The sequence below is a fragment of the Thermococcus sp. 101 C5 genome (genome assembly GCF_009372125.1).
GTDB classification, from domain to species: domain Archaea; phylum Methanobacteriota_B; class Thermococci; order Thermococcales; family Thermococcaceae; genus Thermococcus_A; species Thermococcus_A bergensis.
In genome coordinates this window covers 24,200-36,768 of sequence record NZ_WHIZ01000001.1, presented here as the reverse complement: position 1 = coordinate 36,768, position 12,569 = coordinate 24,200, and the positions used below count along the sequence as shown (strand labels likewise).

Here is a 12,569-nt window from a genome sequence, read left to right as displayed (position 1 = left end):
CCTTTAAACTTTCTCCGCTTTTTCCCAGTATTCATTGAACTTTCCTTTAAAGAGCTCAACTACTCTAAAGTCCTTTATCCAGACCTGGGTCTCGTAGTTAAAGTATCTCGCTGCCAAGTCCTCTAAAGCAAAGAACACCTCTTCGTCACAAATTAGCATGGGGAGCTCTATTTTGTCAAGTACTTTAAGCTCAAGCTTTCCTTCTTTGTAGTAGTCCATTATCTTTGATGTCTCAATTCTTGGGAGAACTTGTTTGGATACTATTATTTTTGCATTAACTCCCCTATCAACGGCTTTTGTTAGCTCCTCATCGAGGTTCGCCGCGATGTAGCCGTTATCTGCCAGCAGTATTTCCTTTTCAACCTCTTCAAGCATCTCCTGAGTCTTGAGAGTTGAGTTTCTAATACCCCTAACTACCCAAACTCTCTCCACTCCATATTTGGGAACCTCTGTTTCTATTAACGGAGTCATGAGTTCTAAGAGTTCCTCCTTAGCCTTCTTCTTGGCTTCAAGTTCCTCTTTTACTCTAACCTGCCAGTCCTCAATGAACTTCTCAAGAACGTTTTTGGGGTGCACTGGCCTGTATTTGTTGGCTTTTCCTGGTTGACTCAATGCAAATCCTTTCTTTTCTAAACTTCTTAAGACATCGTAAGTTCTTGGAGCTGGTACTTCGGAAACACTTGCAAGCTCTGCGGGTGTAAGAACCCCGAAGCCAACTAGTGCAACATACGCCCTAGCCTCGTACAAGTTCAGTTCAAAGTGCTCCTGTAAAAGTTCTACCATTCTTTCTTTCACCATTTTTAATCACCTCTTCTATTTGTAAAATAGCCAAAGACCTATATAAATTTTTTCTTATCGAGCTTAGTTGTCCTTTTTCTAATTGTAATTTTATTTTGACTGCATAAATATGCAGTTCTGTTACTATTAAAATGGTTAAAAATACACAACAAAACATGTAACATACATTTACACATAACCCTGTTACAGAGCAGTGAATTTAAACAAAGTGAACACTTTGTTGAATTTTCACTTCCCAAAACTTTATAATACTATCGAGCTCTCATCATCATGACGGCAATATGTACGCCGAAAATTATAAAAGATTCGAACAAATTATAGACAAATTGCGAGAGTTTGAAGGTGTTATCCTCGTAGAGGGGATGCGAGACGAGGTGGCCTTACGAAAATTGGGGGTCGAAACGGAGATAATTAGGCTTTCCCGCTTACCACTGGCGGAGATTGCTCTAATAGCCTCTCACTATCATGATGTCATGATATTAACAGATTTCGACAGAAAGGGTGAAGAACTTGCAAAAAAACTAACCCGATATTTAGAAGGGTATAAGTGCAGAGTAGACACAGAAACACGAAGAGAGCTCAAGAAAATAGCAAAAAAAGACATCAAGGGCATTGAGGACCTTTACTCTCTCTACATCCGGGTTAAGGATCTCCGTTTCTGACCCCCACAAGGAGGGGTATGGATTGAAGAGAAGAAATACTACAATCCAGCAAATTTTGATTGAAAAGCAAAGAATGTTAAAAAAGAAAGAAGCAGAAGAAGGTGATAACATGGCTGCAAAGGATGATTTTGGAACAACAAAATATGTAATCCACGCAGAGTTTGAAGCAAACGGAATTGTTGAAAGGCCTGATGTTGTGGGTGCTATTTTTGGACAGACTGAAGGTTTGCTTGGAGATGATTTGGATTTAAGAGAACTTCAAAAAACTGGAAGAATTGGAAGGATTAAGGTTGATGTTCACACAAGAGCTGGAAAAAGTTATGGAACAATAACAATACCCTCCAGCCTGGATAGAGTAGAAACAGCAATACTGGCAGCTGCTCTAGAAACAATAGACCGTATAGGACCTTCTGAGGCCAGGATTAGGGTAATAAGAATCGAGGATGTCAGGGCAACAAAGAGAAAATACATCATAGAGAGAGCCAAAGAGATACTTGAGACTCTTATGGAAGAAGAGATCCCAGAAACACAGGAGATTACCGAGGAAGTTAAGAAAGAAGTGAGGGCTAAAGAGCTCATTGAATACGGTCCAGAGAAGCTCCCAGCTGGCCCACACGTGCCGTTCTCGGATTCAATTATTGTGGTCGAGGGAAGAGCAGATGTGCTTAACCTTCTAAAACATGGAATTAAGAACGCCATAGCCGTGGAAGGAACTTCAGTTCCAGAGACAATAATCAAACTCAGCAAAGAGAGAATAGTAACCGCATTTACCGATGGAGACAGAGGTGGAGAACTCATACTTAAGGAACTCCTCCAAGTTGCCGACATTGACTACGTTGCCAGAGCTCCAGAAGGAAAAGAGGTAGAAGAGCTTACAAAGAAAGAGATAATTAAAGCCCTAAGAAGCAAAGTTCCAGCTGAGCAGGTTATAAATGAGCTCTTTGCTAAAGGGAAGAGCTTCTACGAGATTGTTAAGGAGAGAGAACAACAAAAGGCCAGCCACCCACAGCCCATAGAACCAAAGATAGAAGAGCCCAAGAGAGAGAAAGTCGCTGAGTCCCAAAAAGAAGCCACAAGCGGACCAAAAGTCGAAGTAAAGCCCCCAACAAGAGAAGAAAAGTTCGTAAAGCCAATACAACCCCCCAAAGCTCCAGAACTTGATGAATTCAAAGATTTGATCGAAAAAGTGAAAAAGGACTCCACAGCCATTCTCTTAGATGAAAATAAGAACATAATCGCAGAGATACCAGTGAGAGACCTGCTTACCTCCATAAACGACAAAGAAAACGTATACGCGATAATATTCAATGGAATCATAACCCAGAGACTGATAGACATAGTGAGCGAGAAGGGAATCAAGTACCTAATAGGCGCAAGAAAGAGCAATGTGGTTAGAAGACCTGTTGATCTCAAAATAATAACCTTCGCAGAATGAAAACTTCTTTTCTCTTTTTAATATTTGAAAACTTTCAATCAAAAAACTTCTGATTGGTATTAAAAAAATAAAAAAGTCACTTCTTAGCTCTCTGGAGCTTTGCTTCTTCAAAAGCCTTTGTCCATTTGAGCTTTCTTGGGTTTCTACCCATAAAGAAGTACTTTTCGCATTTCCTTGAGCAGAAGAAATAAACTCTTCCATCGTTTCTGACGTACATCTTTCCCGTTCCTGGCTCGAATTCCTTTCCGCAGTATGAGCAGACATTCCACCTTGCCATTCACATCACCTTCTTGCTTTGATCTCTCTTGCTTCTCTTTCTGTCTCTCTGAGGATAACTATGTCGCCAATTCTAACTGGCCCCTTAACGTTTCTTCTAATTACTCTACCCTTGTCCATTCCTTCAAGAACGCGAACCTTTACTTGAGTGACCTCACCGGTAACTCCGGTTCTTCCTACAATTTCGATGACCTCTGCAGGGTATCCATCATCTGCCATGTCTCACACCTCTAGTTCAATTATAATAATGAAAGCTCGCACATCCTAATGAAAGTGAGGAAAGGGAGCTCACTTGGCGAGCTCCCTTACTTTCATGGCGATTTCCTCAACGAGTTCGCGAGCCTTACCAGGCTCGATTATAGCAACGCTTGCAGCTGGAACTTCAATACCAGCAGCAGCACCAAGTTCTTTTTTGCTTGGAACATAAATGTATGGGATTTCTTTCTCCTCACAGAGGGGTGGCAAGTGAGCAACGATTTCCTCTGGGTCGACGTCCTCTGCGATTACAACGAGCTTTGCCTGGCCCCTCTCAACAGCTTTTGTTGTCTCGTTTGTACCCTTTCTAATTTTTCCGGTGTCTCTTGCAATCTCAACTGCTTCAAGAGCTTTCTCGGCGAGTTCCTTTGGAACCTCAAACTTTACGTAACTTGGCTTTGCCATTTCACATCCCTCCACAATTCATCGTTCATCGAGTCATCAAGTTAGGGAAGGACGCTTGCTTTTTAAATCTTTCCTTCCAAAATAGCAAAAATGAGAAAAGTAGCAAAAATCACCCCTCGTATATTATGTATTCTTTGTCTGTTATAAACACCGGTTCGACTCTTATTCCCCTTATTTCCACCTTATTTCCATATTCATTCTTGAGCTTCTCTATATAAGGCTGGATAACTTCTGGAAAACTTGCCTGACCTTTGAAATAAAGTTCTCTGTTGGATGTGCTTAAGCCACTGGCAATTTTTTCATAATGGATTATATCCATGTGAGGCTCAAACGCAGCTTTTGGGTCGTCTCTGCTTTCTCCCTCTGTTCTGACCAGATATATAACTGTAGCCCTAAGGTAAAGCTCTAAGTTGGAGTAGTCTTTTCTGAACCCAGCTCTTAACTCAAGTTCTCCGCTTTGACCATCGCTTAATACTCTTATTGGACTAACCACCTTGCCATTTAGTTTTGGAGCATCTATAAGAGCCCCAACGGGGCCTTTCTGCACAAGGACAAGCTGGTATCTTGTAGCGTTTGGAACATTAAGCTCAACTTCTATTGGTGCTTCGTTTAGGTGGTCTATGTTAACGTTCTGCGCTATAACCTGCTCGCTCACGAGTTTATCTCCATCATAAGCCCTAAACTTTATGATAGCATCTTTAACGTCTCTTCCAAATGCAGATATGTAGAGCTTAGCCTTGTATTCCCCAGGAATAAGCTTTGACACTGGTGTCCATGTCTCATTCTTGTAAACTTCAATTCTATACACTCCAAATGGAACGAATTCATAAATGGTCAAAGTATCAGTATATGGGCTAACCACTACAGAGGGCGATTTTGCAATTCTAAAGTTTGAATACAGTTCTTGGGCAAAATTATCCTCCAAAGAAATCGGTACTCTAAAAGAAAGTTTTAGGAAATTGCTGGTAGCAACTTTGTAGTATACCATAATGCCTCTAACAGGCAACACCTGTCTAAAGGAATAGGAGTACATATATAACGGATAGTTGATTCCTATGTAAACCACATAGGGAAAGTCACCCCTTCCGGGTATTACTACCCCATTTTGAACATCTATCGTTTGTATCGGTTCTCCCTGTTGATTGCCAGCTATTATTATCGCCTTTATCTGGCCGTTTTGTTTAGTTATCTGTAATTGAATACCAGTATCAGGATTAATGTATACACTTTCACTTGCATTGGTCAATAATAATATCATTCCGGATCTGTCTCTTTCAGTTCTTGTTATTGCCCCTCCAAGATAGCTTATAGCATTGAATTTTATCCAGTCGGCACTCCAAGCAATAAAATAGTTAAGCTGCCAGCTCTCGAAGTCAACTTCACTTTTGCTGCCATCGTTTGCCAAAAAGCGGGCAATTATATAGTCCCTGTCCCTCGCATGACCTCCATCCGCACTTGCCCTCCTGTTTCCAAGGAGAGAGCTTTCAATCCAATAACCGTAGTCCCACCAAGAAGTTGCCGTATCGTATTCGTTTGTGTTCTCTCTAAGCCACTTAAGGGTTTCTTCCCAGCTCGGGCTTACAGCTTCACCGCTAACCTTTGCCGAGTTGTAAGTTGTGTTTGCTCCCACTATTGGAATCGGAATAAAGAGGAGGACCAACAAGAAAGCATAGAGAGCTTTTGTTGAAACCTTTTCCTGCATATTCTCCACTATTCTAAAGAGCTCTCCCACGAGAATTCCAAAGGTTAGCAAAACTGCCCCCGAGGCAAGGAATAAAAACCTCACCGCTGTCCACATGAGGTATAGCGAAAGTCCATAGAACACAATGAGGAACAAGGCCTTAGCATCAACGTTGTTCTGAGTTAGAGACCTCAAAAGTCTAAAAGCAACTATCGCAATCCCTATAAGCGAGAGTAAAAATAATAGTCCATCTGTTCCCTTTACTGAGTAATATCTCTGCACATCCTCCCACTCTGTCTTTGCAAGCTCCTGAACGGTTTCGTAAACTTGGGTTGATTGGTAAGCTCCGCTCATAAGGGAAAATAGCTTTGGACCAACGTAAAGATAAGCCCCAGTAAAGCCCAATAGCACTACAACTGCAACAACCCCAAATCTGTGTTTCTTGTCGGAGTAGTTCAGGTATTTGCCTCCATAGAGCATTATTCCCGTAAGCAGAGCCAGTCCAAGGAAAACTTCAAAGGCGAACCTTATGTGCCCTCCAACTTTCACGATTCCACTTGGAGTTAATGCGTAGCCAATGAGCAATACTGCAACATAAACTGGGTAAAATTCCATGGCAAACTTCTTGACGTCTTCAACTTTTCCAAAAATAAATGATACAATCACGTACAGGCTTGCAAAGCCCAAGAGAACCATAAGACCAAATGGGGAGCCGTTCCATACTGAGAGCATCAAAACTCCAAAGAGCACAAATAGAGCGCCAAAAAGTGATTTTCTCTTGATCTCTTTGGTTTCAAGGTAGTAGAACATGAACAGAACTGCGTAGATGAAGAACATCAAAAACGGCCCATCTCCCCTGGCGTTTCCCGAGAAGGTTCTCGTCCAGTGGGCTATGGAGAACATCATGGCTAATGCTGCCCAGAGCCCTGCCCATTCAGAGTGAAGCTTTCGTCCAAGGAGGTAGATGCCTATTATACTGAAAAACCCAACAAGCGGAGGCCACATTTTGAAAACTCTAATTGCTTCAAGTCCGAAAGCAGATAAGATCTTGTAAAGCACCGCAGGAATGATGTAAAGTCCCAGAGGCTCTCCAATAAGGGAACCGAAGGGAGCATCAGCCAAGGGGTAGTATTTGGGAATCCACTCCTTTATCGCGAGCTTGTATATTTCAAAATGATAGAACGTATCTGGATCGATAAAGTACTTCGTTTGCCCAGTTGCCGCTCTAATCTTGTAGCCAATAAAAGCAATAATCACTACCAATATTGGAAAAAGGTAAAGCCTGATTTTTGAAAAGTCTAAAGAGGATGGTTTTTCACTCTTAGTTTTTTCCCCAACTTTTGTTCCAACCATTTCCACCACCTCACTCTACAGTTACAGATTTTGCCAGATTTCTTGGCTTGTCGGGATCGTTACCCCTTAACACAGCCAAATAATAGGCGAGCAGTTGAAGCGGTACTGTATACACAATTGGACTTAAAAGCTCATCTATCTTGGGCATCTTCAAAAAGACGTTGCTGACTTTTTCCAGCTCCTCGTTATCCCCAAGAGCAATTACAAATCCCTTTCTTGCGTTCACTTCCTGTATGTTGGAAACCATTTTGTCAAACGTCTTTCCGCTGGGCGCAATTGCAACAACTGGAACACCTTCTTCAATCAGAGCTAGAGGGCCGTGCTTCAGCTCTCCAGCAGAAAGACCCTCCGCATGGATGTAGCTGATTTCCTTAAGCTTTAGAGCACCCTCAAGAGCTGTTGCAACGCTTATCCCCCTTCCTATGTAGAAGAAATCTCTCCTATCTACCAACTCCTCAGCAAGTGATTTTATCTTGTTCTCATATCCAAGCACAGCCTCAATGTACCTTGGGAGTTCCAAAAGTTCGGCTTCTAGCTTCTTAAGATAATCCTCATCAACTGTGTTGAGTATCTTGGCTAGGGCTATTGCAAGCATAGTCAAAACGGTAAGCTGTGTTGTGTACGTCTTTGTTGCTGCCACCCCTATTTCCGGACCTGCATGGGTGTAGATTACAAGGTCGCTCAGCCGGGTGGCCATGCTACCAACGACGTTAACGATGCTTAGAACTTTCGCACCCTTCTCTTTAGCCAGTTTTATTGCCGCCAGAGTGTCGGCAGTTTCTCCACTTTGAGTAATGGCGATTACAAGGGAATCCTCGTCAACTATGTTCTCGAACTCATACCTGAACTCACTCGCATCCTCCACAAAGATGGGTTTGTTTGCCAGCCTCTGGAAGAGATACTTCGCAACAATTCCTGCATGATAAGAAGTCCCCATAGCCACAACAAATATTTTCTCATATTTGGCGATTTCTCTAGCTATCTGCTCTATTGTCTCCAAGTTGCCGTAAATTGCTTCCTTTACAGCCTTTGGCTGTTCGTGGATTTCCTTAAGCATGAAGTGGGGATAGCCCTGCTTTTCAGCCATCTCAAGAGTCCAGTTAATCTCGTGAATTTCCTTTTTCTTTTCTTTTCCTGTCTTAAGGTCTTTCACTGTAAATGCATCTTTGCTAACCACTGCATACTCCCCATCATCCAGAAACACAACTTTATTTGTGTAAGGTAAAAACGCTGGAATATCAGATGCTGCAAACATCTCCCCGTTTCCAATTCCAAGGACGAGAGGACTTTCATTTCTAACGAAGTAGAGGTGTTCCTTATCTTCTGCATACATTATTCCGAGGGCAAATGAGCCCCTAAGCTTCAACAACGCCTTGCGGAGGGCATCTTCGAATGTAGATGAATCCTTTAGGGCCTCCTCAATTAGGTGAGCTATCACTTCTGTATCAGTGTCACTCTTGAACTTGTGGCCTTTTTTCTCAAGCTCACTTCTAAGCTCAAGATAGTTTTCAATTATCCCGTTGTGAACAACCGCTATTTTTCCAGTGCAATCCGTATGAGGATGAGCATTAATGTCATTGGGAATTCCGTGTGTTGCCCATCTTGTGTGACCAATTCCCCTGTGGCCGGGCATTTCGTAGAGTTTGAGTTTTTCTTTAAGTTCATCTATTCTCCCGGCACCCTTTTTTATAAAAAGCTCTCCATGTTCTGTTACAATCCCAGCTGAGTCGTATCCTCGGTACTCCAATCTTTTAAGCCCCTCTACCAAGATTTCAGCAGCTTCTCTCTCTCCGATGTAGCCTATTATACCGCACATTGCGCTGCCTCCGCTCTTTGTACTGTAAATCGTAATGGTCTAAACAAATTAAAAAAGATTTCCATAAAACTGTTACTGCAATCATTGTGTTCCTACTTCATTTTGACGTTTCCCTTAAAATATAGTTCAAAACGATTTCTTTTGATTTTTGAGCTATGCACTGATAACCCAATACCAGAAGACTCAAAACAGCACAAGAGAGACTTCCAAAAAACCTATATATCCCAAGCAACCTTAGTATCTTGGGTGGGTCAATGGAGAAAAAACTTGATGAATTCATAAACGGTTCAATTAAGCTGGGAAGTGGAAATGAAAACACAAGACACAAGAAAAAGAGGCTCAAATCAACCAAGCTGGACTTGTTTCTACCCGATGAACACATAAACTATTTTAAGGCCCTCCGAATTGGCTCAAAAAGGATACAAAGAGCAAAAATAGTCGAAATTCAGAAAGATTAATCGAGGGGCTCGGCTATTATTGCTTTGTCTTTGAATTTAAATAGGTAAGCCCTCTTTTCTCCTTTCAGACCTTGCTCAACTCTTCTCCTGAATCGCCAGTAATCTTTATCGGGAATCGAGATTTTTAATGTAACCCTACCATACCCGTCCTTCTTTAGAAAGTCGTTTATCCTTACCGGATGGAAGTCGAGAACCTTTCTTACGATGTAGCGTCTCTTGAAGTAATCACTCTCAATTTCTTCATCGCTCGTCGCAACTGCTCTGCGTTTTTCCCGAATGAGCATCTGTAAGTTGCCTTTTACCGCATGGAAAAGTTCATTTATCAAGTCAGCATAGTCAATGCTCTGTGGGATTTCGTACAAATACTCTTTTACTTCTTTGCTCCACTCGACAATGTTTTCAAGGTTGGGGTTGCTTTCGATTCTAGCCCCCTTGGGGAGCATAACCGCAGAGCGCTCTGCCTTAGCCAATGGCTCAAAGTAGAAAGTCAGTCTGTTGAGTGCCCCGTATAAATCAATGTACTCAAATTCGCCTCTCCACGGGACTTTTTCTCTCCTTATCTGGGGGGGAAGGTCGAAGATAAAAGCATCGGTCTTGTGCTTGTAGGCCTCATAAACTTCAAGAGGGCTCGGAAGAAGATCCTCAAGCCTCCTTTCAGGCATCTCGGGTGGTCTCGCAGGGTCAGAGAATATCATATCCGTATCTACCTGCTCGACAACTTCTTTACTTAAGCTGTCCCCGTGGATGAAGGTTATCTTATCTTTAACGCCATATTTCTCGGCATTTTTCATTGCATAGAAAAGCTTTTTCTCATCGATGTCTATAGCATAGGCTTTTTCGGCATACTTCGCGAAGAATATCAGCTGGATTCCAACTCCACAGCTCACATCAGCTATGCTTTTTGGTTTAACTCTCTTTGCCCTATATTCAGCCACAATCTCGTGAGTGGCATACCTAAGGCCTTCTAAGTCCATCCATAGGTCAGTCCTTGAGAACTTATCCTTCGCTTTTATCCTCGCCCTCGCTATCTCGATTATCTCATCAGCCTTCTCTTTCGGAAGTCTCGCCCGTATTTTCTTCTCATCTAGGCCTCGCTTTATCATATCAACAGTTTGCTCAATAAGCGCTTCCATTTCTTCCATTTTCTCACCCTTGTTCCATTTTCATTCAATTTTTAAAGGTTTATGGGAAATAATTTAAAGATGGCAGGTGAAATTTGGTGGGGGAAAGCATGAACCTTAGAAAAAAGCTTTATTTTGTAGCAGTGGCCGCGATAATAATCGGAACCTTCTGGTACTCATATGAGAAAGCCTCAAGTGCTGAGCTGTACGACTACATTGGAGACGAAGTTTGGTACGTCCCCGCGGCAAGAAACGTCCTCCATAAGCTTGGAGTTGAACTCCATTATGTGAACGAGACAGCGAATTCGGAAGGGGTAAATATAATCGCAAGCGGAGAGATGATTAAGGGCTATGTAAAAGTTTCTGCTCTCGGGCTCGAATTTACACGACCTTATACAAGAAACGTAAACCTCCAAACTCCCGCAATTCTCTCAAAACTGGGGATAAGAGTTGAATTTATACCCATAAACCAGACCCAGCCCTCCGATTTTGACGAAATTAAGTATAAAATCGAGATAATAGCCAAAAAGTACAACTACACCTACTACAAGCCCTATCACAATTTTGATGGCATTTACTATGAAATCCCTCGCGAAAACCTTGAAAAATTCGTAGAAGAAGTTAAAAGCCTGGAAGGCGTTGAAATTGTAAAGGGATTCCGCTATCCTGATAAAGAGAACATCCAAAACTATCTGAACACGGAGCACCCATTTTTAGCGAAGGATATAATAATGCTTGGAATGCTGATAGAGGACAAGCCTGTCTTCTGGCGTTTGCCAGGCCTTATAGAGCATGCGATAATAAACGTTCTCGTATTTCTCGCTGCATACAAAATCTCAAAGAGCTATCTCGCTGCTTTTATAGCGCTTGTGTTTTCAGCTTTTGATCCCCTCCTGTATGCAACGTCCCTTGCTGCGATGCTTGATATACACGTGGCATTCTTCACGGCGGTTTTCATGTACTTCCTGATTTCTGAGAAATACAATTCAAGCGGTCTTTCCATAGGTCTCGCCGCAGCCGCAAAACTAAACGGTGCTTTTCCATACCCAATACTGCTCATAAAAACCCTAAGGGGCAAAATCAAAGTTAAAGAGATACTCCTCTCGACACTCATTTTACCTGCCTTCGGATTTTTGCTCCCGCAGATTACGATAATGAAGGCAATAGGCTTCTTCCCATGGCTTTCCGAGTTCATCGGAAGCTTTGGATGGCATCTCAGCTACAAAGGAGACCACCCCGCAACCTCACCTTTCTGGGAGTGGTTCATAAGCCTTAAACCATTTCCCTTCCACTACAACCCCGATATCTTCGCGGCAACAGACCCAATTTTGATGCTTTCTATGGTGGTGTTTATATTCGCAATTCCCTATGCTGCGACAAAAAGAAGAAAGCTTTTGGTGCCTTTTGGAATATTCTGGAGCACAATAGCTTTTTATGCTCTCCAGTGGATTTTGGGTGGAAAAACCCAGTTCAGCTTTTATGCCACCCCATTAGTTCCCGCGGGAGCGGTAACACTCGGAGTAATGGCATACGACATAATAAAGTGGGAGTATTTCGAGAGATCACTGGAAATGTACTGGAAGTGGGTGAAGAGCATTTTAATAAGAATAAAGAAAATCTTCGAAAGGATTAAGGCTTTTTTAAGAAGTCCAAAATAGTGGGCTGAGCTTTTTTGGTTTTCAGTTTTTCCTCTATCTTTTTGAGAGTTTTCCAGCTTTTTCTGACTATTGGAGGGAACTCTCCATGTTTCTTGTAGTATTCCTCCAAGAATTTCCTTGTAACGGGGTCGCTTGGATAGCCCGAACCTATTTCCCCATAGATTTCCTTAAGCCCCTCTATAGCCCTATCGCGGGTGACCTTAGCCAGTATTGACGCAGCCGCAACTGGAATGTACTTGGCATCGGCTTTATGCTCTGCAACTATTTTCGGAGAGAAGGAAAGCTTTTCCCCTATGATATCGCCAAAGCGCTCCTCTTTGACATCTGCAGCATCTATGTAGAGGATATCCGGCTTAACTTTAAGGGAGTTTAACACTCTGGCAAAGCTTTCGATTTCAAGTTCGTTCATTGTGCCTTCCCTACTATCTATCTCTTCTGGAGATAGTTTGAGAATAAAATAGTCATCCACTATGCTAACGATCTTTTCAAAAAGCTCCTCTCTTTTTTTGGGTGTTAGCTTTTTTGAATCCTTAACTCCCAGAGATTCAAGCTCCCCTATACGAGATTCATCAACAACTACTGCTGCAATTACAAGAGGCCCTATAACAGGTCCTCTGCCGGCTTCGTCTATTCCTCCCATCTTCATTTCCC

The 12,569-nt window shown here is 42.3% G+C and carries 11 protein-coding genes and 1 pseudogene; 4 read left to right on the top strand and 8 right to left on the bottom strand.

Features of this window, described 5'->3' with window-relative positions; genetic code table 11:
• Positions 1-3: 3 nt before the first annotated feature.
• Positions 4-798 (bottom strand): HTH-type transcriptional regulator TrmBL2, encoded by a 795-nt coding sequence (trmBL2, locus tag GBV73_RS00200; RefSeq protein ID WP_152878664.1) that lies wholly within the window; start codon positions 796-798, stop codon positions 4-6.
• 281 nt (positions 799-1,079) lie between these two features.
• Here trmBL2 and GBV73_RS00195 point away from each other — a divergent pair.
• Positions 1,080-1,476, top strand: a pseudogene (locus tag GBV73_RS00195) (toprim domain-containing protein); the annotation flags it as partial.
• Positions 1,477-1,482: 6 nt separating this feature from the next.
• Positions 1,483-2,895: a DNA primase DnaG gene (gene dnaG, locus GBV73_RS00190; protein WP_152878662.1), complete on the top strand. Its 1,413-nt coding sequence runs from the start codon at positions 1,483-1,485 to the stop codon at positions 2,893-2,895.
• A gap of 76 nt (positions 2,896-2,971) precedes the next feature.
• Here dnaG and GBV73_RS00185 read toward each other — a convergent pair whose 3' ends face one another.
• From GBV73_RS00185 to glmS, 5 genes are all read right to left on the bottom strand, one after another.
• Entirely contained in the window at positions 2,972-3,172 is a 201-nt protein-coding gene (locus GBV73_RS00185) for a 50S ribosomal protein L24e (RefSeq protein WP_042697281.1), read from the bottom strand.
• Between the two features lie 5 nt (positions 3,173-3,177).
• Positions 3,178-3,390 carry a 30S ribosomal protein S28e gene (locus tag GBV73_RS00180; protein WP_042697284.1) on the bottom strand — a complete coding sequence of 71 codons (213 nt, stop codon included), beginning with the start codon at positions 3,388-3,390 and terminating at the stop codon, positions 3,178-3,180.
• A gap of 69 nt (positions 3,391-3,459) precedes the next feature.
• On the bottom strand, positions 3,460-3,831 hold the full coding sequence (gene rpl7ae, locus GBV73_RS00175) for a 50S ribosomal protein L7Ae (protein WP_042697287.1): 372 nt from the start codon (positions 3,829-3,831) through the stop codon (positions 3,460-3,462).
• A 109-nt stretch (positions 3,832-3,940) separates the two neighbouring features.
• A complete protein-coding gene (locus GBV73_RS00170; protein ID WP_152878661.1) occupies positions 3,941-6,865 on the bottom strand; it encodes a glycosyltransferase family 39 protein in 2,925 nt (974 codons plus the stop codon).
• Positions 6,866-6,875: 10 nt separating this feature from the next.
• A complete protein-coding gene (gene glmS / locus GBV73_RS00165) occupies positions 6,876-8,681 on the bottom strand; it encodes a glutamine--fructose-6-phosphate transaminase (isomerizing) (protein ID WP_152878660.1) in 1,806 nt (601 codons plus the stop codon).
• 254 nt (positions 8,682-8,935) lie between these two features.
• On the opposite strand from glmS, the gene GBV73_RS00160 reads away from it, so the two are divergent.
• Positions 8,936-9,139: a PCNA-inhibitor gene (locus tag GBV73_RS00160; RefSeq protein ID WP_042701648.1), complete on the top strand. Its 204-nt coding sequence runs from the start codon at positions 8,936-8,938 to the stop codon at positions 9,137-9,139.
• Here GBV73_RS00160 and GBV73_RS00155 read toward each other — a convergent pair.
• A complete protein-coding gene (locus tag GBV73_RS00155; protein WP_152878680.1) occupies positions 9,136-10,272 on the bottom strand; it encodes a methyltransferase domain-containing protein in 1,137 nt (378 codons plus the stop codon). The genes GBV73_RS00160 and GBV73_RS00155 overlap by 4 nt on opposite strands.
• Before the next feature lie 98 nt (positions 10,273-10,370).
• Between GBV73_RS00155 and GBV73_RS00150 the strand changes: the two genes are divergently transcribed.
• The gene (locus GBV73_RS00150) at positions 10,371-11,918 is read left to right on the top strand and encodes a dolichyl-phosphate-mannose--protein mannosyltransferase (RefSeq protein ID WP_152878659.1); all 1,548 of its coding nucleotides are present in this window, start codon (positions 10,371-10,373) and stop codon (positions 11,916-11,918) included.
• Here GBV73_RS00150 and rnhB read toward each other — a convergent pair.
• Positions 11,890-12,564 (bottom strand): ribonuclease HII, encoded by a 675-nt coding sequence (gene rnhB / locus GBV73_RS00145; protein ID WP_042701645.1) that lies wholly within the window; start codon positions 12,562-12,564, stop codon positions 11,890-11,892. The genes GBV73_RS00150 and rnhB overlap by 29 nt on opposite strands.
• Positions 12,565-12,569 lie beyond the last annotated feature (5 nt).

Coding starts and splice junctions, on each gene's coding strand:
- rpl7ae (WP_042697287.1), bottom strand. CDS start 3,831: ATGGCAAAGCCAAGTTACGTAAAGTTTGAGGTTCCAAAGGAACTCGCC.
- GBV73_RS00185 (WP_042697281.1), bottom strand. CDS start 3,172: ATGGCAAGGTGGAATGTCTGCTCATACTGCGGAAAGGAATTCGAGCCA.
- GBV73_RS00150 (WP_152878659.1), top strand. CDS start 10,371: ATGAACCTTAGAAAAAAGCTTTATTTTGTAGCAGTGGCCGCGATAATA.
- GBV73_RS00155 (WP_152878680.1), bottom strand. CDS start 10,272: ATGGAAGCGCTTATTGAGCAAACTGTTGATATGATAAAGCGAGGCCTA.
- GBV73_RS00170 (WP_152878661.1), bottom strand. CDS start 6,865: ATGGTTGGAACAAAAGTTGGGGAAAAAACTAAGAGTGAAAAACCATCC.
- GBV73_RS00160 (WP_042701648.1), top strand. CDS start 8,936: ATGGAGAAAAAACTTGATGAATTCATAAACGGTTCAATTAAGCTGGGA.
- trmBL2 (WP_152878664.1), bottom strand. CDS start 798: ATGGTGAAAGAAAGAATGGTAGAACTTTTACAGGAGCACTTTGAACTG.
- GBV73_RS00180 (WP_042697284.1), bottom strand. CDS start 3,390: ATGGCAGATGATGGATACCCTGCAGAGGTCATCGAAATTGTAGGAAGA.
- rnhB (WP_042701645.1), bottom strand. CDS start 12,564: ATGAAGATGGGAGGAATAGACGAAGCCGGCAGAGGACCTGTTATAGGG.
- glmS (WP_152878660.1), bottom strand. CDS start 8,681: ATGTGCGGTATAATAGGCTACATCGGAGAGAGAGAAGCTGCTGAAATC.